The sequence below is a fragment of the Cuspidothrix issatschenkoi CHARLIE-1 genome (assembly GCF_002934005.1).
GTDB classification, from domain to species: domain Bacteria; phylum Cyanobacteriota; class Cyanobacteriia; order Cyanobacteriales; family Nostocaceae; genus Cuspidothrix; species Cuspidothrix issatschenkoi.
Window position 1 is genome coordinate 16,877 of sequence record NZ_PGEM01000077.1, and the last position, 22,145, is coordinate 39,021.

Annotated in this window: 22 protein-coding genes and 1 pseudogene; 7 read left to right on the forward strand and 16 right to left on the reverse strand. The window is 38.1% G+C overall.

Translation table 11 applies throughout. The features are described 5' to 3' along the window. Positions 1-15 precede the first annotated feature (15 nt). Positions 16-291: a MoaD/ThiS family protein gene (locus tag CUN59_RS11335; protein WP_104387936.1), complete on the forward strand. Its 276-nt coding sequence runs from the start codon at positions 16-18 to the stop codon at positions 289-291. Between the two features lie 237 nt (positions 292-528). Then, positions 529-978: a DUF2996 domain-containing protein gene (locus CUN59_RS11340; RefSeq protein WP_104387937.1), complete on the forward strand. Its 450-nt coding sequence runs from the start codon at positions 529-531 to the stop codon at positions 976-978. 164 nt (positions 979-1,142) lie between these two features. On the opposite strand, the gene CUN59_RS11345 is transcribed toward CUN59_RS11340, so the two are convergent. Next, complete coding sequence (locus CUN59_RS11345) at positions 1,143-1,637, reverse strand: TM2 domain-containing protein (RefSeq protein ID WP_104387938.1); 495 nt, start codon at positions 1,635-1,637, stop codon at positions 1,143-1,145. Between the two features lie 107 nt (positions 1,638-1,744). Between CUN59_RS11345 and dusB the strand changes: the two genes are divergently transcribed. Further along, positions 1,745-2,782, forward strand: coding sequence for a tRNA dihydrouridine synthase DusB (gene dusB, locus CUN59_RS11350; protein WP_104387939.1), 1,038 nt, complete (start codon positions 1,745-1,747; stop codon positions 2,780-2,782). 13 nt (positions 2,783-2,795) lie between these two features. Here dusB and CUN59_RS11355 read toward each other — a convergent pair whose 3' ends face one another. Both CUN59_RS11355 and CUN59_RS11360 read right to left on the reverse strand, forming a co-directional pair. Next, on the reverse strand, positions 2,796-3,395 hold the full coding sequence (locus CUN59_RS11355) for a hypothetical protein (RefSeq protein WP_104387940.1): 600 nt from the start codon (positions 3,393-3,395) through the stop codon (positions 2,796-2,798). A 42-nt stretch (positions 3,396-3,437) separates the two neighbouring features. After that, positions 3,438-4,910, reverse strand: a complete 1,473-nt coding sequence (locus CUN59_RS11360; protein ID WP_104387941.1) for an aminotransferase class I/II-fold pyridoxal phosphate-dependent enzyme — start codon at positions 4,908-4,910, stop codon at positions 3,438-3,440. A 113-nt stretch (positions 4,911-5,023) separates the two neighbouring features. On the opposite strand from CUN59_RS11360, the gene CUN59_RS11365 reads away from it, so the two are divergent. The 3 genes from CUN59_RS11365 (at position 5,024) to moaA (ending at position 8,020) form a co-directional block, all read left to right on the forward strand. Beyond that, on the forward strand, positions 5,024-6,250 hold the full coding sequence (locus tag CUN59_RS11365; protein WP_243406923.1) for a DUF262 domain-containing protein: 1,227 nt from the start codon (positions 5,024-5,026) through the stop codon (positions 6,248-6,250). Positions 6,251-6,264: 14 nt separating this feature from the next. Continuing rightward, positions 6,265-6,915, forward strand: a complete 651-nt coding sequence (locus tag CUN59_RS11370) for a HEPN domain-containing protein (protein WP_104387943.1) — start codon at positions 6,265-6,267, stop codon at positions 6,913-6,915. Positions 6,916-7,033: 118 nt separating this feature from the next. Beyond that, positions 7,034-8,020: a GTP 3',8-cyclase MoaA gene (moaA, locus tag CUN59_RS11375; RefSeq protein ID WP_104387944.1), complete on the forward strand. Its 987-nt coding sequence runs from the start codon at positions 7,034-7,036 to the stop codon at positions 8,018-8,020. Between the two features lie 88 nt (positions 8,021-8,108). Here the strand turns inward: moaA and rpsD are convergent, their stop codons facing one another. Beyond that, positions 8,109-8,717 carry a 30S ribosomal protein S4 gene (gene rpsD, locus CUN59_RS11380; RefSeq protein ID WP_104387945.1) on the reverse strand — a complete coding sequence of 203 codons (609 nt, stop codon included), beginning with the start codon at positions 8,715-8,717 and terminating at the stop codon, positions 8,109-8,111. 255 nt (positions 8,718-8,972) lie between these two features. Between rpsD and CUN59_RS11385 the strand changes: the two genes are divergently transcribed. Further along, positions 8,973-9,551, forward strand: coding sequence for a hypothetical protein (locus CUN59_RS11385; RefSeq protein ID WP_243406924.1), 579 nt, complete (start codon positions 8,973-8,975; stop codon positions 9,549-9,551). A 95-nt stretch (positions 9,552-9,646) separates the two neighbouring features. Here CUN59_RS11385 and hetR read toward each other — a convergent pair whose 3' ends face one another. The 12 genes and pseudogenes from hetR to CUN59_RS11440 all read right to left on the reverse strand — a co-directional run. Then, entirely contained in the window at positions 9,647-10,546 is a 900-nt protein-coding gene (hetR, locus tag CUN59_RS11390) for a heterocyst differentiation master regulator HetR (protein ID WP_104387946.1), read from the reverse strand. 401 nt (positions 10,547-10,947) lie between these two features. After that, complete coding sequence (locus CUN59_RS11395; protein WP_104387947.1) at positions 10,948-12,726, reverse strand: EamA family transporter; 1,779 nt, start codon at positions 12,724-12,726, stop codon at positions 10,948-10,950. 260 nt (positions 12,727-12,986) lie between these two features. Continuing rightward, positions 12,987-13,309, reverse strand: a pseudogene (locus CUN59_RS22650) (RNA-guided endonuclease InsQ/TnpB family protein); the annotation flags it as partial. Continuing rightward, positions 13,242-13,589: a MerR family DNA-binding transcriptional regulator gene (locus CUN59_RS22015; protein WP_243406925.1), complete on the reverse strand. Its 348-nt coding sequence runs from the start codon at positions 13,587-13,589 to the stop codon at positions 13,242-13,244. The gene CUN59_RS22015 and the pseudogene CUN59_RS22650, both read right to left, overlap by 68 nt. A gap of 179 nt (positions 13,590-13,768) precedes the next feature. Continuing rightward, entirely contained in the window at positions 13,769-15,013 is a 1,245-nt protein-coding gene (locus tag CUN59_RS11405; RefSeq protein ID WP_104387948.1) for an inorganic phosphate transporter, read from the reverse strand. Positions 15,014-15,988: 975 nt separating this feature from the next. After that, a complete protein-coding gene (gene patX, locus CUN59_RS11410; protein ID WP_104387949.1) occupies positions 15,989-16,225 on the reverse strand; it encodes a heterocyst-inhibiting protein PatX in 237 nt (78 codons plus the stop codon). Between the two features lie 107 nt (positions 16,226-16,332). After that, the gene (locus CUN59_RS11415) at positions 16,333-18,075 is read right to left on the reverse strand and encodes an FAD-dependent oxidoreductase (protein WP_104387950.1); all 1,743 of its coding nucleotides are present in this window, start codon (positions 18,073-18,075) and stop codon (positions 16,333-16,335) included. A 136-nt stretch (positions 18,076-18,211) separates the two neighbouring features. Then, on the reverse strand, positions 18,212-18,694 hold the full coding sequence (locus tag CUN59_RS11420) for a DUF29 domain-containing protein (RefSeq protein WP_104387951.1): 483 nt from the start codon (positions 18,692-18,694) through the stop codon (positions 18,212-18,214). Positions 18,695-18,723: 29 nt separating this feature from the next. Continuing rightward, entirely contained in the window at positions 18,724-19,191 is a 468-nt protein-coding gene (locus tag CUN59_RS11425) for a DUF29 domain-containing protein (protein WP_104387952.1), read from the reverse strand. A gap of 3 nt (positions 19,192-19,194) precedes the next feature. Further along, a complete protein-coding gene (cobA, locus tag CUN59_RS11430) occupies positions 19,195-19,941 on the reverse strand; it encodes a uroporphyrinogen-III C-methyltransferase (protein ID WP_104387953.1) in 747 nt (248 codons plus the stop codon). Beyond that, positions 19,934-20,674, reverse strand: a complete 741-nt coding sequence (locus CUN59_RS11435; RefSeq protein WP_104387954.1) for a sirohydrochlorin chelatase — start codon at positions 20,672-20,674, stop codon at positions 19,934-19,936. The genes cobA and CUN59_RS11435 overlap by 8 nt, the downstream gene beginning before the upstream one ends. Positions 20,675-20,734: 60 nt before the next feature. Next, the coding region (locus tag CUN59_RS11440) for a protein kinase domain-containing protein (protein ID WP_306460511.1) at positions 20,735-22,145 on the reverse strand (1,411 nt) is incomplete at its 5' end.

Genomic DNA, 22,145 nt, shown 5'->3' on the forward strand with positions numbered 1-22,145 from the left:
ACCCACGCTTAAACAATGGCCGTAACAGTTTTAGTTCCCACCGTTCTGCAAAAGTTTACAAACGAGCAAGCTGTACTACAATGTAGTGCCAGTAAGATTTCTGAATTATTTGATTCCCTAGAAGAAATCTATCCTGCGATTAAAGGGCGTTTGCGTAAGCCTGAAGGAGAACCCTTACGGTTCTTGAATTTCTATGTCAACAGTGAAGATATCCGCTTTTTACAAAATACAGATACCCTTTTAGAAGATGGTGATGAAGTGAGTATTGTTCCTGCTGTTGCTGGTGGTTAATAGCTATCAGTTATCAGTCGTCAACCTTTTGGATGTAGGGGTGAAAAATATTTTCACCCTTTTTTTATTTTATAGCAGCTTGAATTTTTCAATATTTCATCATAGAATTACCTGTTACCAATCACCCATTACCAGTCTAAAATAGATAGAAAGTATCAGATAATCCTTATATATAAATAGTTGTAGCTATGCTCTAGTGTGTCAAAATAAAAGTAACTGACTACCCCAAAATGAGCAATGGCAGAAGAAACTACTAAAACTCCGGCAGCAAGCGAAGAACCCGCAGCTAAAGCCGTCAAAAAGGAAAAACCCCCAGCTTTGGAAGATAAACCCTTTCAAGAGTTTATGCAGCAGCACTACCTCCCAGCACTGCAAGAAGCAATTACAAAAGAAGGTGTACCAGATGTGAAACTGACTTTTGCCAAACAAAAATATTCCATTATTGGTTTTAACTCAGCAGAAGAATGTTGGCAAGTTGTGGGTTCTTGGCAAGGAGGACAGCGCCAGTTTAACGTATATTTCCCGGAAGAAAATATTCAAGGGAAAAAAGGTTTTTCCTGTAATGAAGGCAAAAAACCCAGTACCTTAGAATCATTTTTAATTGATGAGCGAAAAATTACCCTAGATTTATTAGTATCTCGGTTAGTATATCGCTTGAATGGTCAAAAATGGCTAGGTAGAAATTAGTTAATGAAATTATAAGTAACGACTTCAGAAATGGGGTCGTTACCTATTTTTAGATAATGGGATAAACCCAAAAAAGGTCTTTATGAAGTGTCAAAATTCCTCTTTTCTAATCATTCTCCATGAGACATCTGGTGGTAATTGATCAAAGATGCTATTTTTGATTATTACAATTCATCAAAATAATAGGTCACGACTCCAGAAATGGGGTCATTACCAATTCTGACATGATTTGATTTGAGCATTTCTTGAAGTGCAACTTCGACTTCTGCAAAGCTCATTCCCGTAGCCTTGACACCTTGAGTTACAGTTAAACTACCACCTCTAGCTTCTGCGGCTTCTATTAGTTTAACAATCATTGGTTTCTCCGCCGGTTTGTGGACTTGGGAAATAAATATCCGTTCATTCATGGGTACACCCAAAGGTGATATACCAGCTTTTAGTAGCAATTTTTGTTCATATTCGTCCACCATATTAGGTATGATTAATAAATCATAGATTTGTCCCAAGTAAAAGAAACCACAGGTAAAGAACCATAATAAACCAGTAACGGTTTTACCATTATATAAGCGATGTAACCCGCCTATTCCCAAAAAACCAGCCCCACATAAGAGGTAAGAAATAAGCAGACGGTCTTTATGTTCACTATTTTTTATATTCATCTTATTTTATACCCATTAGGATTTACTAGGTTAATAATCCACATTCCTATTAACTACCACTGATCAGACTTCGATTCCCCAATTAACCATTATATTTATTCATCACCATGATTTCCCTTGCTCCTGAACTCCAAGCTAGACTTTCCACACCTCTAAAAATCGGTTCATTTGAAGTTAAAAGCCGTGTTTTACAGTCTCCCTTATCAGGAGTAACTGATTTGGTCTTTCGGCGGTTGGTGCGTCGTTATGCACCAGACTCCATGATGTATACAGAAATGGTAAATGCGACGGGTTTACACTATGTTAACCAATTACCAAAAATCATGGAGGTAGATCCTAACGAACGTCCAATTAGTATTCAATTATTTGATTGTCGTCCCGATTTTTTAGCAGAAGCAGCGATAAAAGCGGTTGCGGAAGGTGCGGATACTGTTGATATTAATATGGGATGTCCTGTTAATAAAATTACTAAAAATGGTGGCGGTTCTTCCTTATTACGTCAACCAGAAATTGCTGAAGCAATTGTACGAGAAGTAGTAAAAGCAGTAGATGTTCCTGTCACTGTCAAAACCCGCATTGGTTGGAATGAAAATGAAATTACAATTCTTGATTTTGCCAAAAGAATGGAAGATGCAGGAGCGAAAATGATTACTGTACATGGACGCACTCGTTCCCAAGGTTATAACGGTAATGCACGCTGGGAATGGATAGCAAAAGTAAAAGAAATTTTATTAATTCCTGTCATTGGTAACGGGGATATTTTTTCTGTGGAAGCGGCGGTAAAATGTTTGGAACAAACTGGTGCAGATGGAGTAATGTGTTCTCGCGGAACTTTAGGTTATCCGTTTTTAGTTGGTGAGGTTGATCACTTTCTAAAAACAGGAGAATTATTACCACCTCCTAACCCAATTCAACGTTTAGAATGTGCTAGAGAACATCTTTTTGCTTTGTGGGAATACAAAGGAGATAGGGGAGTACGTCAAGCTCGTAAACACATGACCTGGTATGCTAAAGGCTTTATGGGTGCTGCTGATTTACGGGGTAAATTAAGTTTAATGGAAACTGTACAACAAGGTTTAGATTTAATTGATGGTGCTATGGAAAAATTAGCTCATGGGTATGAAATAGAGGAAGAAACAGTATAGGAGGGTCAATTTCTTAATTTTCTTTAAACCATAATGCTAAACCACCTCCTTTTCCCCTAGCAGCAATCATATTTTCCGTAATTAAAAAGAAAACGAAAAAAGGTAATTTAGCTATGGGTTTTTCATAAAAAATTTCTGATGAATTTTCACTAGTTTTACCAGAAGACATAGGCTTATTAAAAATGATTTTGTTTAAAAAGCTTAACTGCATTTGTAAAAAATCAAAAGCCAAAATATTCTTTTTACCCAAAAATTTCGTGAGTCCTGTTAATTTGAGCAAAATAGAGCCTAACTGAACTTGATTACTAATTTCTCCCCTGTGACTTTTTTCTAAATTTTCAGAAAATGCCAAATAAATATTTAAGAATTTTGGCATATATCTTCCAGCTTTTAAAATTATTCCTCCCTTTTTTCTCACTTTTTTAGTTCCCGTAGCAAAACATAACCGCCATTTACCATTTAAATCAGAAAAATTATAATTAATTTTTTCATTTTTGGTATGGGTTTCTGCTGCTAATAAAGCATTAACAACTATTTCCCCTTCTGGTAGTTTTGTTCCTTCTTGGTAAGCATTAGCCGCTTGTGCCAAAACATTGATAAAATCGGATGTCATGAGTATATATCTATTCCTGTGTCAATAGTTCAATCTATCAGTCTATATCTTCACAACTTTTAAAGTTTGCAAAGTTTTATCGGCACAACCGGTAATAAATCCCCCCATATTTTTAATTTTTTGCAAATATTCTAAAGCTGTATTTGTAATTAATTCTCCTGGCATTAATACAGGTATGCCTGGAGGATAGGGACAAACAATTTCGGCACAAATTTGATTTTCTGCGTTCTCTACAAGTAAGGTTTCGCTATTAGCAAAAAAAGCCTCACGGGGAGAAATGGACATAACATAGCTTATTATATTATCGTTTCTATTTTTACACGGTTGACATTCAGATGTCAAGAGGTCATGTTGATGAAATTTTTGGCTCAGATGAAACAACGTCTGAATTAACTTTTGAAGATCGCTTTCTGTGTTACCGATACTAATAATAAAGATGATATTTTGTAAGGATGAAAATTCAGGAGTTACGCCCAAATCATTGATCAAATCCTCTGCTATGAATCCGGTAATACCTAGTTGAGAGACATTAACAGTTAAACGAGTTTGATCTAATGTCAAAAAACCAGAATTGTCATATTGAGGAAGTTGTAAAATGGATAAACTAGGAATTGTAGTAATTTTCTTTCTAGCTATGTTTGCAAGTTCCAACGTTTGAGAAAGGAGGTTTTTTCCATGTATTGCCATTTGCTGACGTGCAGCATCAAGAGAAGCTAAAAGAATAAAACTAGGACTGGTAGATTGAACTAATTGTAAAGCTTTATTGACTCTATCAATATCAATTCTTTTACCTTGAATATGTAACATAGATGCTTGTGTCATTGCACCCAAGGTTTTATGAATTGATTGTACTGTTAAATCTGCACCTAAAGATAAAGCAGATGTTGGTAATTCTGGGTGAAAATGAAAATGTGCGCCATGAGCTTCATCTACAATTAAAGGAATATTATATTGATGGGTAATGTAGGCAATACTTTTTAAATCTCCACAAACACCGTAATAAGTAGGATAAACTATCAGCACTGCTTTAGCATCTGGATGTTTTATTAATGTTGCTTTTACTGCTTTCGGTGTAATGCTGTAAGCAATATCTAAATCTTCATTATATTCAGGATTGATAAAAATAGGAATTGCACCAGAAAGAATCAATCCAGAAATAACTGAAGAATGAACATTTCTAGGCAGAATAATTTTATCTCCCATTCTACAAGTAGCGAGAATTGCAGCTTCAATTCCGCAGGTAGAACCATTAACTAAAAACCACGTTTTTTCCGCACCAAAAGCCTCCGCAGCAAGTTCTTGGGCGGCAAGAATTACGCTTTGGGGTGAAAATAAATTATCTAATTCTGCTAATTCTGTTAAGTCAGCGCGAAAGACATCTTTCCCAATTAAATCCGTTAAAATTGGGGAAATGCCTATACCGCATTTATGTCCTGGGGTGTAAAATGGGGCGTGAGGACGGGTCTTACAGGCTTTCAAGGCATCAATTAAGGGGGTTTGGTTTTGATTGAGCATTTTGTGGGAAAATGAAGCGTTTAGAACTTAAGTTAAAATTGATCAAGTATAGAATATCAAGAAATAATATGATATATTGTATTTGAATTCAAATCCTTATGCAAAGCGAAACTATGACTAACGAAGAGGTAATCTTTTTTGAGGAAGAGGAAGATCAAGAAATTGAGTCTGAACCGCTGAGTGGGTTAATTCCTGAATTAAAGCAAATTCAAGAAATTGTTGTTTCTGGTAGTGACTGGACAACAGAGACAATCTTTAATCAACTTGATCGGGGTAATATAGAGCTAAATCCAAGATTTCAAAGACGAGACGCTTGGGATATTACTCGTAAAAGTAGGTTTATCGAATCACTTATACTTGGGTTTCCAGTACCACAAATAGTATTAGCTGTTAATCGTCAGGAAAAAGGTAAATTTATTGTTCTTGATGGTAAACAACGATTGTTAACTATTCTGCAATTTTATGGTGGAAGTGATGAAAAAATATCGAATAATAACAATGCCTTTGCTTTAAGAAATCTAGAATTTAGACGTGATTTAATCGGCAAAAAATATGAAGATTTTAAAAATGATGTCTTTTTGAGTTCTGTACGTAATGATCTTGATAACCAAACTATTCGTACAGTATTAATTAGGAGTTGGACTAAGGAAAACTTACTATATAAAATTTTTCTGCGCCTGAATATAGGAGGTACTCCATTATCTCCTCAAGAGCTAAGACAAGCATTACATCCAGGTACTTTTACCAATTGGTTAGATGATCAATCAGTTGAAAGTAAGGCTCTGAGAAAGATATTTAAATCATCAAATCCTGATTCTCGGATGCGTGATGTTGAATTACTATTACGTTATATAGGATTTCATTATTTTTTATCTGATTATCGGGGAAATCTCAAGGAATTTCTTGACATGACTTGTGAAAGGCTTAATAATCAGAGATATAATGATATTACAAATGTAGTCAATCAATTTGAAGAAGCAGTACAAACAACTATTAATATATTTGCAGAAAAAAACTTCTCTCGTTTATGGTCGAGCAGAAATAATAAATATCAAAGCCAATTCAATCGAGCAATTTTAGATGTGATGGTTTTTTATTTTTCAGATGAAATAATCAGGAAATCTGCTGAAGATCATCAAAAAAAAGTTGAAGTTGCTTTTCAGGAATTATGTTCATCAAACAGTGATTTTAGAGAAGCTGTTGAACGCAGAACGCAGAATATTTCTGAGATTTATAATCGTCTGAGGTTGTGGGGTGAAAGTCTACGAAAAGTTTTAGAAGTAAACTTTAATTTACCTGAACTAGATGGTAATCGGATTATTTTTAATGGGTTGAGGTAGGTTCTTAATAAGATATGCCAGAATCTGATAAATTTATTACTTTAAGAACGCAGTTAAACAGGTTAAAAGACGAATTTCTTCCTGAAATTAGCCCGACAAGTTTATATTCCGAGAGTCAGTTATCTAGAACTGCTGCATACAGAGTTCTTGCCCATGCTGAAATTGAGTCTTATCTTGAAGATAGAGCTTGGGAATTAGCTCTAGATGCTAAAAGAGCTTGGGATACAACGGGTAAAACTACTCGCACTTTAATATGTCTGCTTGGTTTCTCTGATTTAACTATGGATAAACCACCAGATACACTTAAAAAACCCAACAATGTAAGTCAAGATAATCACGATAAGAGATTGAAAATAACTGAAAAAATAAATTCAGCTATCAAGAGCTTTAGGAAGGTTATTGATAATAATCATGGATTAAAAGAAAAAAACATTTTAGCATTACTATTACCCATAGGAATAAATAATAATGACTTAGATCCTAATAATACTTGGCTTGCTACTATGAGTACATTCGGAGAAAAACGAGGTCTTGTAGCCCATAAATCATCTACATCATACATGACTATTCAAACTCCAGATCCGGCAAATGAATTAAATACTGTAAACCAAATTACTGATGAACTTTTAAGAATAGATGAATTAATCAATAATTTGATAGAATGACATGTAAAATATGATTGTTCCTACACAATAATTTCAACTTCAAAAAATATCAGAATAACTTGTATAATAAGACTATTTAACCTGTCACCCCTTACCCACCATGACAACTAGCGAAACGATGAACCAAGTGGACTACCTCCGCATCAGTTTAATTGATCGCTGTAATTTCCGTTGTCAATACTGTATGCCAGCAGGTGCAGAATTAGATTATCTTCTCAAACAGCAATTGTTAACCGATGAAGAACTACTGATCCTAATTCAAGAAGTATTTATTCCCGTTGGTTTTACCCGCTTTCGCTTAACCGGTGGTGAACCTTTACTCCGTCCCCATATAGTTGAGTTAATAGAAAAAATTGCCCATCTTCCCCAAACCCAAGATTTAGCAATGACAACCAATGGGTTTTTACTCGCTCCCATTGCCCAAAGTCTATATAATGCAGGGTTGAGAAGAATTAATATTAGTTTAGATTCCCTTGATCCACACATATTTAACCAAATTATTGGTAATCATGGCCGTGGACGCTGGCAACAAGTATGGGAAGGCATTCAAACCGCTTATAATGTCGGCTTTAATCCATTAAAATTAAATGTAGTCGTTGTTCCCGGTGTGAATGACCATGAAATTTTAGATTTAGCAGCTTTAACAATTGATAAACAATGGCACGTCCGATTTATTGAATTTATGCCCATTGGTAACGGAGATTTGTTTGGCGATCGCGGTTGGATATCTTCAGCCAATTTACGTCAATCTATCCGTGAGCGTTGGGGCTTGACAGAATCTCAAGTGCGCGGTAACGGACCGGCTGATGTGTTTCAAATTCCCGGCGCGAAGGGAACACTAGGTTTTATTAGTCAAATGTCAGAATGTTTTTGCGATCGCTGTAACCGAATGCGACTCAGTGCCGATGGTTGGTTACGTCCCTGCTTATTAAAGGAAACAGGTCAAATTGACTTAAAAACGGACTTACGCGCTGGTATTAGCACTAAAGAGTTAAAAGAAAAAGTTCAAGAAATCTTAAATATAAAACCAGAAATCAACTTTAAACAACGCGACTCTGGTACTGTCGGCGCATATACCCGTACCATGTCGCAGATTGGTGGTTAGTCATTTCCCCGAATTTTAGATTTTAGATTTTAGATTCCAAGAAAAACAATTCCAATCCAAAATCGTAAATCCAAAATCCAAAATTGTCCTACGCTTGACGTGAGTAGTATTCCACAACTAGCAGTTCATTAACTTGTAGTGCCACCCATTCCCGTTCAATTACACTATTGACTTTGCCAACCAATTTGGTTTTATCAAACTCTAAATGACTAGGAAGGTTAGCTAAACCGGGATATTGCAAGTTAGCTTCTACCAACTTCTTAGAAGCTTCTCGATTTCTCACAGCCACTTCTTCGCCAGGACGGCACTGATAGCTGGCAATATTTACTACCCGACCATTAACAGTTACGTGGCCATGGTTCACCAATTGACGGGCGGCGGGAATTGTGGGAGCCATACCCATACGGAAAACGGTATTATCCAGGCGCATTTCTAGAAATTGCAGCAATACTTGTCCTGTAGAACCAGATACTCGTCTAGCTTTACGGACATAGCGGAGCATTTGTTTTTCGGTTAAACCATAATTCAAACGCAGCTTTTGCTTTTCCTCCAAACGGATAGCATACTCAGAGCGCTTTTTACGGTTTTGTCCATGTTGACCAGGGGCGTAAGCACGTCTAGCACTCTTGCGAGTTAACCCTGGCAATTCGCCTAAACGACGGACAATTCTGAGGCGGGGTCCTCTATATCGGGACATGAGTTTCCTTAATTGATCCTTCTTAAATTTTATTCAGAACTACTATTATGGCATAGTTCCCCTCAAGCATAGACATTTTATCGCTAAATTGTCTTTTGTGAGAGGAAAAAAAGTCAAATAAAACGGATTCAGGTCTGTGAACCTCCTGGTTTCAGGCTTTGAAGATTAATTTTCGTGCTTATTCCGGTGAATAGAACTAGATTTACTGTTAACATTCAGGAAAATCAACCCGTATCATCTTAGTTAATGCGAGTTATGATGATCTTCACAAGCAAAAAAAAAATTAATATCTTTGGGAACAAACAAACCATTTATTCCTTTAGAGTATTTACAGCATCATTTATAACCTTATATGGCTTACTACCCAGTAGTTTGCCCAGTATAGCCGTTACAGATTCCTACCAAAACGATTATCGAGCTTGTGCTGCTCAACTATTGAGCTTAGGTATTACAGGGCAAACAGCATCTCAAGGCTGTGCTACCGCACTCCGACCCAGAGAATTATCCTCATGTGTAGCAAAAATTAATAAGCTCACACAAATCACACCTGTGGATGCTCTTCCTACCTGTCAACAGGCTCGCCGTCCACAGGATCTAGCAACCTGTGTAGTTAGCATTAGTAAAAGTTATCAGGGGTCAGCAAACCTAGCTACCTTAAAATCCTGCGGTCGCAGTTTATTACCAGTAAGCTTTGCCGAGTGCGTGGTTGGTTTGCGTCGAGCAGTTGATTTAACTCCCGATCAGGCATTAACTACTTGTATTGATGCCAGTGAGGGATCTAGCGGTTTTGGTGCAGTGCCTACTAAGCCATTGGGTTTAAACCCCAATCTGTAAAAAACACCTCACCTGTCAACTCCTCTGAGTAAATAGATTTCATAACTGTAGGGTTGGTCAGGATGCCACCCTACACAATGTCAGAATTGTATTTTCTATTCATCTTTATTACCAAAAACCATTTGTAAGATCATTGGTACTCCTCCATCTTGGTGATATTTATCACCCCAAGAGCGAATGATTTCGTCTAATTCTTCCATTGCTGGTTCAATCCAATTAGCCGGAATGTCAAGTTCTTCCACGGCCCGCATTGTATTTGGTTTCCGATCTGCCCAATATTTCATCATGCGGAAATAGCGAGCGGTATCTTCTACCATTGTGTAGGTGCGTTCTTGATCGTCAGCAGGAGCATAGAATGGACGAGTGAGAGCATAAAAGGGCATTCCCCAAGGACAATCAATGCGTGTTACTGTGCCTGAATAGAGTAAACGGCGCTTGATATGTTCGGCCAGTGCTTCGCTCAAAGGCATCTGGTGACTAGGAGGTAAGTCTTCCTGCGATCGCTCATGGAGAAAGTCAATTAAATCCATAAACTCAAATGAGGTGACTAACTTAGCATCAGGAAGATTCTTTGGCAGTTTTTGCTCAATTTGTTTTTTCTCTTCACTAGTCAAACTTGTACCCGGAACACGGGATCTTCCCGGTTGCCAAGGATATTTTTCCATCCAGACATAAGGAAGTTGGATTAGATAGCGAGGTTCTTGAGAACCGAGCATTTTTAGAAGTTTGCCCTCTGTTAAAGCTTGTCTAACTTCCTCGACAATGATTTTAACTCGTTTTGGCTCAAGGTGATGCAAATGCCCAGTCATTCGCAGGTTTTGCCCCTGCTCTAAATAGGTCATGTAAATTGCACACTTGGCTGCTGTTGCGGCTGCATCTAGAAATGCTCCATGCCTGTGGCCACTGGTACGCATGGCACTGAAAGCCAGATAAAGCATGATCTGATCCATCGCACTAGGTCCAAGACGTTTAATCAGATCTATGTCGTTGGTCATATTCTACAGACAAATGAATTGCTCGTTGACAAGTGTGATATGCAAATCAAATTAGAAATTATACACCCAATGGGACAAAATAGCTTAACTCGAAACCTAAAATTGTTTGTTGACTCGGAAATTTTTAGGTAGTAAATATTTTGGGTGTCAATTGATCATTTATTCCATCGGACCCACTAACCCTCTCCCTGGTATAAATTCACAACTTTATATACACAGGATATTGGGATGCAGAGGAACTAGGGTAGACGGAGTAAGGTAAAATGATTTGTATATTCTAAAAACTAAGTATAACTTTCTATTCCGAAAACAGCTACATATTTTGCAAAAAATTTTTCCTACTTATTTATACTGATACAGTTTATACTAAATTTTTCCCTGTCTCCCTTACCTCTATCTCTTTATTTGGCTGCTTGTGGCTGATTAGGTGTTTTTTTCCGGCTAAGAATGGCTGCACCAACAGTTATAAGCATAATCCCCATAATTTGCACAATTTGTAGAGATTCTTGCAGCATAAACCCAGCAAAAATTACGGTAACAACTGGGACTGTCGCCCCTATGAAAGAGGAAATAGGACTACCAAGTTTACGAATACCAAAATTATTAAATAAGTAACCACATAAAGTCAAAACACCTAAGATAAGAGCACTGAGGATCAGTTCGAGGATATTAGAGGAGCTAATTGCTAAACCTAAATTACCAGGCAAAGGTATGATTAAGCAGATGAAGCTTAATAATAACATTGTAGTAAAGTGAATTAAAGTTAAAGAGACGGGATGTAATTTCAGCTTGGTATCACATATTCTAGTGAAAATCACATACATAGCAAATGCTATGCCAGACATAACGGCGGTGATGCTACCCAAATAAGTATTATTCAATTCAACTGTTTGACCAGCCAAAACTAATAATTCACCGCAAAAAATAGCTGCCATTGCTCCAGTGACAAATAAATTAGGACGCTCCTGAAATAGAAACCAGGATAGGAAGACACTCACCACCGGATAAATAAAGAACAGAGCGGTCACCATTCCTGTGGAAACATCACCCAAGGCTACATAAATTAATACCTGTGATAAAAATAACATACCACCGCTAATAATTGATAAAAATAACCCCTGTTTGGTTTTTTTCTGACCAGGAGTGGCATTAGCTCGTAACCCAGCAAATAAATTTTCTATTTCTTGCCAAATAGGAGGATGTAATATAGGTGATAAAAGTAGCATTAATGGCACAACAACTAATAAACGTAGCATCAAAATTAAAAAAATATTCCCCAAGGTGGGAAAAATTAACTGTTGTGTGGGTAATCCTCCCGGATTAGAAGCAGTATAGAATATGGCTTTAATTGCTACGTTGTAAAGAGATGACACCACCGTAGACAAACAAATCAAGAGAAAACCTGTCTGTAAATGTGACCAGTTAGTAGATGTGCGTGATCTTGGTTGTCGGGAAGTTATTTGTTTGCGGACAGTTCTGTCTGGTCTAGAAGGTATTGGTTGGTTGGGAGTAGTTTCTTGTCTAGGAGTTGTAGGAATTTTTTCCTGTTTAGAAGTTTCTTCCTGTCTTAATTTTGGTGCTGGGCGTTTTCCTGTAGGTACATTGGCAGTATCCACCAGCCGTGGTTCTGGTTTTGTCTCTGTTTCTGCTAAGGATGGTGCAGCTAATGCCTGAGAAGTCAAAACAGCCCAAAATGGGGGAGTTGGATCTTCTGTGGTTATTTCTGGTTCAGAGAAAACAGTAATTTCAGGGCTTTTATCTTCTGTTGTTGTTTCTGAATATGGTAAAGAAATAACTTCAGGTGTGGGATCTTCTTCTAGTGGACTTTGATCAGATAAGTTCTCTTCAACAGCTTGAGTCGCTAAAGTTTTGAGTGAGGATTGTAATTGAGAAGATATGTGTTTGGCTAACACTTCTGCTAACTGGCGAATTAACACCTGTTGTTCAGTGATTTGCCGTGATTGCTGTAACTGTTCTTTTTCCTCAATTAGTTTTTGGATATCATTAGATAGTCGGTTTTTTTCAGTTTCCAGCCGTTTCACATCTTCTTGTAACGACCTCAGCAGATTTTGTTGCAGCTTTTCTAAATCTTCAAGTACATCCCATAGAGCATTTTCGGCCGCTTTGGATAGCTCACCTCTAATGCCTGGGTTTTCTGGTCGCTCCTCAAATTGCCCCATTAGTTTCTAGCCTCTAACACCTTGATGATTAAGCTATACAAGATTATTAACTATCATTGTTTCAAAGAATGATAGTTGTAAAAGCCTGACAAATGAATACCTAACTACAAGCATCAAATCAGTGTGGAATGTCTATTGCTTGATAGTTTTCATTATCATTAGAGACTATTGATGATGTCTGCTATATAACACCTAGACAAAACTAGACTTTACTTTCTACTTCAAAGGGAGCATGGGAGCAGTTATCCCTCAGTAGACTTTCACGCCTTAGCCAGACGCGATAAATTAATTGCGGCGTTTAGATCCCTATCTATCTTAAAACTACAGTTTTCACAATGAAAGGTTCTTTCAGATAAAGAAAGACTTTCTTTTTTGTGTCCACAATTTGAGCAAGTTTTACTCGATGGATAAAATCTATCAGCAATTATGATTTCACAACCAAATTTCTTGGCTTTATATTCTAGCTGACGTTTAAATTCATGAAAACCACAGTCAGCTACTTGTACTGAGCTAACTTATGGTTTGATAGCATCCCAGAAACATTTAAATCTTCTACTACTATCTTCGCGTGGTTTTTGCAAATCATCAACAGCTAACCCACGCCCCAGACAAAAAGCTTCCATTGGGGATATTTGATTTTTAAGCTCTGGTTTTCGTCCACTAGATGATACACGGCAATAAACAACTATCTTGCGATTAGACTCGACAGGCTTCAACCCTTGAGCGATTAGTAAATCACTTTCAGTATAGAAACGATGTCCTGAAAGAGTTCTTTTTGCTGGAAGTTTTCCGGCTACGTCCCATCGTTGAAGAGTCTTGACAGATACTCCTATTTTTTGAGCGAATTCATGGGGTTTAAACATAAAAATTGTACACTTATAGTTTTGTCTATAAGTGTGTAGTTTTGTCTAGAAAATTGTCAACTAGGACTAGTCTCTCTCCTATATTCTATTGTAATGAATGAGCCGAAATTATGCAAAAATCCCCTCTGGATAGAGAAGATGCCACAAAATGTTTTAATTTTACAGATCATCTGTAGAAGTCAGTGCCAAAAAATAGCCATGATGCTAAAAATGGTCGCACTGAGGGCTGCACTGAGGGGGACTGTAATTAGCCAAGCAGCAGCAATATTTTGGATGGTGGCAAATTTAATAGATCTGATATTTTGTACCAGTCCAATACCGACAACACCACCGACGAGAGCATGGGAAGTGGAAACGGGTAAACCTAGACGGGAAGCCAGTAAAATTGTGATGGCTGTGGCCAATTCGGCACAAAAGCCGCTGCTAGGTTCTAGGGAAATAATATTTTCGCCGATGGTGGTAATAACTTTTTTACCCCAAACTGCCAAACCTGCCACAATGCCGATCGCACCGAGAACAAGAATCCATAGGGGAATGATTAGTTGATCATTGGGGACTTGACTGTATTGATGGATATGAAAAATGACTGCGAGGGGGGCGATCGCATTACCAACATCATTAGAACCATGGGCAAAGGCGACAAAGCAAGCACTCACAACTTGAAATTTCCCAAATAAACCTTGAATGGGATTTTCCAGGGGATGATTTGCCAATTGTCGCCAACAGATGAGGGTGAGGCCAATGGCGGCCATTCCTCCGGTGAATAGGGTGATGTCATGGGTGGGAATATGCCATTTACCCTGTGTGAGCAAAAACTGGCTTAAAGGTTGAGTCAGTGTGGGGAGAACGATAATCCCAAAAACGCTTAATAATAACGTGCTTAACCAGGGAATCCATTCCTGTAGTTGTTTGAGAGGATGGGGTTGGTTAAAAATCCAATGTTGAATCAGACTGTAAATAGCAGCAGCGATCGCCCCACTGATAATCGGCGTTAAAATCCAGCCGATGGTAATTAAACCCATAGATGACCAATCTATCACCTGTACTCCTAAAGCTACCCAACTAAAACCAGCGATCGCTCCCACAATGGCATGGGATGAAGACACAGGTAAACCCCTGCTTGTGGCAATTTGTAGCCAAATTCCACCAGAGAGGAGGACTGTCATCATCCCCATAATTAGGATTTGTGGTGTATCAGCGAATAAAGCCGGGTTAGCAATCTTTGTTCCCAGGGTAGATGTTACCCCTTGCCCAAACAAAACAGCACCCAGAAACTCTAACACCCCAGCAATAATAATCGCTTGTTTGAGGGTGATTGCCTTAGAACCGACCGAAGTTCCCATGGCATTAGCAACATCATTTGCACCCAAATTCCAGGCGACATAGAAGGCTAACAGGGCGACTATCGCGGTTTGTATATCCATAAATTGACAATTTTTTTTATAACCATTTACACCTCAATTAGAGGTGAAACTTCCTATCAGTGTTTTATATTTTCCATTGTTTTGGGTCTAAAAATTGGCGCGAGTTGGTCATCTCGACACGGTTTTAACAAAACTTTATTTTATCTATGTTTGATATGTTGTCGGCCGGAAGTGTAGTTAGCTAAATATCCATCTCAAATCTTTGCAGTAAAAAGGTTTTACTGCTGATCACTGATAGATGATAACTACTGACTGTCTGTAATTTATCCATGAATTTAGCCACAATTCACTCTCATCCCAAATCCCAACTCACAGCTTGTTACCATATTCCCCAAGCACAACTCCGAGTCATAGAAGTTGCTTGTGCTCATGGATGAATACTGATGAAGTTAGTAGAGTGTAGACTATGGCTATAGTTCAGGGTAACTGCTCTGCTTAGATGATATTTACTTAGTATAGATTCATTCCCAATTATTGTTAGCAAGTCAATGAATAAATCCCAAATCTAGGTTGATAATTCTCAACAAAAAAGTTTGCTTTTCCCTCAATATCAATCATTATTTCCAGTTATTCAAGCCTGAAATTTACTAGAAGCGATTATCTTGGGGAGTCTAGTACGTGTATTAGTGATTAAATCACCAATACACGCCAAGGCTGAAGCAATTAGCGGATGTTTTGATGAAATACCTAACAATTTTCGAGAGATGAGGTGCTGTAACTGTCTATGTGTCTAGCAGAGAAATTGAAATACTGATAGCTTAGGTCGTAACGAATAAGCCATAATACTGAGCTAAAGATATAGTTTGTGGAACTATCTATATCTGGTGTCAGTAAAAGAGAAATCTTTAACAGTCTAATCAAACAAGTGTAGTGTTGTAACTGTTTATCTCAATATTAGAAGTGGTATGCAGGATGTGAAATATCCAACCATCCGGTAATATTATCTGGGAGTTGGTAGCGACGAATGACCAACAATTAAATAATAGAACCGCCATTGCCAAGATATTCATCCAAGCCTCTGCGACCACTACCTCTATGAGTATTGGGCTTTTCAGGTTGATTGGGGCTAGGTTTGGAATTATCAGCGACTAATTGCTGAGAATCGGACTTAGCCATCAATAATGCGGAAAAACGAGTCTGTACTGCTTCGCAGTTTAAAGCTAAGGAGCCAAATACCAGACTCGATACTAGAAGTGAAATGTCAGCACGCATAGTAGAAGTCTATTTTAGAACTATCTACTTCACTAATACTTAACTTTTAGATGCTTGTCCGGAAAGTTTAGAAAAAAGTATTTTATTTTACGGAATAAAAGTTAATTTTATATTTCTTGAAAATGCTCAACGAGTAACCAGTTTCCAGAGAAATTTGGCCGTCCCCAAATCTTGAGCATTGTTTCTGAAGGTAAAGCTTGTAATTGCTGGTCTATATGGGATAGCAATGTCACAAGCTGCCAATTTGCCCTATTTAAATTGGTTATTTTTGTAATATTAAATTGATAATTTTGCTCACCTAGACGTTGAAATTTACCGATAAAGCAGTCGAGGTTTAATTTATACTCTTCCTCAACCGAAATATTAGGACAATAACCATCTTTAGAATAAGCTTTTGGGTCGTCTAAATAATAAGTTTGCCAGTGCAACCAATCAGGATGATTATTTAATAAGTTAAACAAAGGAACAGTTGCGGCAGGTGCATAGTCGTCTGTCAATAATGCAGTCTGCAAACTCTTCACTGGTAAATCCCTAGGCTGACATTCTAACACAACACACAAAGAAGCGGCCATCCCGGCTGCTTGACCAATTCCCATAACTATAGGTTGAAGTCTGGTTGCTCCATTCGCAATATGAGAAACGGAAATGTTTTTTTCACAGACTAACAAACCATCTGTATTGGCAGGAATCAGACAGCGATAGGGAATAGTGAAGGGTGTTCCTGTCCATCTTCCACCCCAACGGATGGATTTAGGTTGCAGTGAAAACTCCACACCAGGATAATGGTGATCATTGGCATAGTTTCCCAGGGCAATGGCATCATCAAATAGTGATGCGGTTCTACCATTTGCTACGGGTAAAATATCCTGTTCGCAAACTGTTGTCATGCCGATGAGGCGACGACTTTCCCGATAGTAGGGATGGAGGGCAAAAGCTGAATCACCATGCGGAAACACATTTTTTGCTAATCCGTAACGCCTACCAATTTCATTTTGAATGAAATAGGCAAAATTTTGACTATGCCAGCGACATTCTTGCACAAATTGCCCCTTTTTGACATCTGTATCTATCAACCGATTGGCATTTTGGCAGTAGTCATTGCCGGCAATAGGCCAGTTAATCATCAATAGCCCCCCTGGCAAGCGGCCATAGTTCAAAAATTTTTCTGCCCCATAGTTATCCCAAGCTCCTGTAAATTGGGATGGATCATAATTCGGGGCTGGGGAAATTGCTGGAGCGATATTTTTGCCAAAATCTTCCATTAACACTACCCAAGTGGGCGCTTGCACTGGATAGGTTTGGGTGAGGGCGTTAAAATTTGTGGGCGCGCTGGGTTCTCCCCATTCTGACTGCAATTCCCAACCCCAACGATGAGGTACTTCTCCTAAAGCTAATAAGTCTCCTAATTCTGTGCCATCAAGAATAATTTTGGCGTTAATGGTGAAGTCTGCAAAGCGTACACCTGTGATACAGTCTTTTGTTCCCAAGACTTCTAAAGGTACTTGTCCCGAAATCCATTGGAGATTGGGTAATTCTCTCACCCAATCGGCAAATATTTCTGCACCTATACGCGGATCATAACTGAAAAAGCTCACCCAACTATGATCTAATCCCCCTGGTTGTCTGTGTTGTAATTCCCGTAAAAAAGCACCCCATAAACCGGTTTGAAAGGCTTGTAATTCATTGCCATCGGGTACAGATACTCCAGCAGATGTGAGCATTCCCCCTAACCAGGAAAATTCACTCACTAACATGGTTTTTACACCTCTTCGGGCTGCTTGAATGGCCGCAGCAGTTCCACCGGTGCCACCACCAACGACTAAAACATCGGTTGTATAGATTTGAGTCATATAAGTAACTTGGCGTTAAAATTTGCTGTTAAATTTTGTAAATACTGATTTTTTAGACATCCTTAATTTATATAGACTTTATCACCAAAAGCCTGAAATGAGGTATTTTTGTTGATAAGTACCTGAGCAAAATTATTTAAAATTCAATATTAATAGTATCAGAAAACCAATCATCATCAATTAACTGTTCTAAAGTATAAGGACATTGATCAGGAAAAATATTTTTCTTTAATCCTGTTTTTGCTATCACATACTTAATAGCTTTTTGATAATTATTTTCTTTTTCCTCATTTAGGTGTTTTCTTAAATTCGTAGTCATATCTGTTTCTAACTCACTACGAAAATTAACAATTTCCGCCGCCCAATGACGACGATTTATGCTTTCTGCTTCCCAATATTCAATCAATAATAAATGAATGATAATTTGTCTTAAATAACTTTCTCCACTGCGTTTAGTATCTCTAACCAAATTTTCTAAAACCTCACTTAAACTATCTAAATCTACCTCATTTAACTGATTATTTTTTATTTGTTCCAAGGTCATTTCATACCAGGCTAAATAGTCTGATTTATATAAATTTTTTAAGTTTATTAGGCTATTTGTGCTTAAAGTTTGCATATCTTACCTCAAAAAATAATATAATTTCATTATACCCCATAAAAATCCTCATCCAGAATTTCCTCTATCCCAAAAGGACAATTTATAGGATACTCACTCTCTTCCGGTACACTAACCCCAAACTTAGCCAGGTTACCCTCCTTAATTGCCAATTTTCGCCCATCAGGATAGGCTTTTTCTACTGCTTCTACTAAAAAACTTTTCAGAGATGGAGTATCTGCTAAATTATCTAAAACCCGTTGACGATGTTCCACTACAGAACTATACCAACTTGCTTTCATCGAGTCGGGTACATCATGCTGAATTTTTAACTTGAGTAAGTGAGCTAATAATATTTTTAGATTACTTCTGAGTGTATTCTTCTCTGACTTACCCAAATCCGCCAACTCGTCAATTAAATGCTCAATATCTAAAGATGCAAATTCACGATTTTGTAATTGTTGAATTGTTTGCTCAATCCATAATTGCAAATCACTATCATATAGTTTATTAGACATATTTTAGATGGGACGATAACTGGGTAATATATCGTGTAATTTTACAACTGCACCAATGATAGCGATCGCTGGTGCGAGAAATTCTTTTTCTTCCACTTGTGCCACAATTGTTCCCAGTTCACCAATTAATTCTTCTTGTTCCGGCCGAGTTCCCCACCGTATTAGGGCAATGGGTGTATCTAAACTCAAACCGGCTAGAGTTAACTGTTCAACTATGTAGGGTAAATTGTGAATACCCATATAAATAACTATGGTTTCTGAACCTTGGGCTATGGCTTGCCAATTGACCTGGGGTTTATACTTACCAGCAGATTCATGTCCAGTAACGAAAGTCACAGAAGAACTATAAAGCCGATGGGTTAAAGGGATACCTGCATAGGCTGGTGCGGCAATTCCTGATGTAATTCCTGGTACAACTTCTACGGGAATTCCTGCGGCTACTAATTCCGCCATTTCTTCGCCACCACGACCAAAAATAAACGGATCTCCCCCTTTGAGTCTGACAACTATGGCATGATTTTCTGCTTTCTCTATCAGTAATTGGGTGGTAACTTCCTGTAATAAGGAATGTCTACCCATGCGTTTACCCGCGTTAATTTGTTCTGCTTCAGAATTAATCATTTTTAAGACTTCTGGACTCACCAAAGCATCATAAATAACGACATCTGCACAAGCTAATAAACCTTTGCCTTTGAGAGTCATCAGTCCAGGATCTCCTGGACCAGCACCGACTAAATAAACTTTACCCAAAAATGTTTTCCTTTTGTTGAATGAAATCCCAGATTAAATCAGCAAATTCTCGACTTGTTCCTAAAGGTTGCGCCAGTTGAAAAGTTACTGAGGGAAATTGTAATTTTAGCGTTTCTACTGCCTGAGCGATCGCATCAGTTATCCCACCTGTAAATAAAAAGTATGGAAAAATCGCAATTTGTTGATAACCACTAGCTATTAATTCCTGTACTTTTACTTCTAAGCTAGGAGCTACAGACCAATAAGCCGTAACTGCGCCCACATTAGCTGCTATATTTTCTATTGGGGCATGAGAACCAGTGCGCCGACTACCATGAGCCAAAAGAATTGATATATCGGATTTTGCTGTGGTCATCATCCTAGCGACAAACTTTTCTAAACCAGGATAACTACCAATATAAGGATGCAATTTTATCATCATTCCTCCATCTATAGCCTGTTGTGCTAGAGCAATTTCTGTAGGAATATCTGTCATCAGATGAACTCCGGGTAACAAAAATAGGGGGATGATTTGCAACATTTTACAGCCCACAGCCTGAACACGATGGGCAAAATCTTGAATTTGCAAATGTAAAGGCTGAACATTAGCCTCTAGAGTAGCAACACCTACCAAGTTTTCACATTGGGGCATTTTTTCCCTAACAAGCTGGGCTAATTGTTGCATAGCTACATCTGGACGGGGATCAGAACTGCCATGAGACACTAAAAGATAAGCTGTATTGCTGTATTGCATATAATAAGGCAGGGGAGCAGAGGGGTAGAGGCAGTAGGGGCGAACGGCTGTTCGCAACCGTCAACTACTATAACAGTTTGACACCTTTGTAGTTAAAGCTTTCATCTGTCTTCCTAATTGAGTGCCACTTGCCCAAAAATGAGAAGGCAAATGGCCTCTTGGTGCAGATAATTTAAAAGTTAATTTTTGTCGCGCAGACGTAGAATAGGGTAAATACCAACCTACTTGAGCGCAAAATTGCCCATAATCATGATCACAGGTACGATAAATTTGGACTTGAATACTAAATCCAAAATGTCCTTGACTATATTTTGTCCACAATTGGTCAATAATTTGAAAATCCTGACAAGATAAGGTTTCCAAATCACTATAGGATAAATAACTATTTTTGCGCTTAGATAAAGCTTGACACATTAATGACCAAGTTTCCTCATCTGCCTTTTCCCATTGTTTCCAGGTGAGTAAATCACGTAAACGAGTGTAATCTAAACCAATATCCGCAGACAGAGTGGTAATTTGGGTTTTTTTCTCTGGTTTGGTTTTAATTGCCATTACCTCTAGGACTTCTTTAGCAGATTTGTAGCGTTGAGCTAAAGCATTCTGAATCATTTTGTCCAGAATATCACTGAGATAGGATGTAACCTGATTAGTTGGCAGTAAATAATCTCGCCACACCCAGCGATCGCTTATATCATCAAATAAGTTAAAGGGAGAAATCCCCGTTAATAGTTGAATACAACTAACACCTAAACTATAAATATCACTTGCTGGTAATACCTTACCCCGCATTTGTTCAGGAGACATATATTCAGGACTACCAATGGTTGTTCCTGTTTTCATCATCTCAGTTGCTGAAATATATTTAGCAACGCCAAAATCAATCAAAACTAAATCTCCTCCGGGAGACTTTCTCATCATATTTTCTGGCTTAATATCCCTGTGAATGACATGATGATCATGAATAAATACTAACACAGGTAATAAATCTTGCAGTAGTTTCTGGATTTGAGCCTCAGTAAACACCCCTTGCTGTGCTAATTCCTGGGCTAAGGTTTGTCCTGAAATTAATTCTTCCACTAAATATAATCGGTTTTCCTGTTCAAAATGTGCTAATAATTGGGGAATTTGGGGATGGCGCAATTCATCTAAGCGTACTGCTTCCTGCCGAAATAACTCCGCAGCTTTATGAAAAGTCGCTGGGTTTTCTTCGGGAAAACAGAATTGTTTAATTACGCATTGAGGCCGAGAAGGGATATGTTCATCTACCCCTAACAATGTTCTGCCAAAACCACCCTGACCTAGAGGATAAAGGGGACGATAGCGCTCTTTTAATAACAGGGGTTTACCACATTTGAGACAAAACCTAGCATCATCCGGGTTTTGCGGATACAGACAATTAGTACAGAAACTCATTACATAGTAGTTTTTTCCTGGTCTACTTGTATAGTGAACTACCACACACTGACCTTCG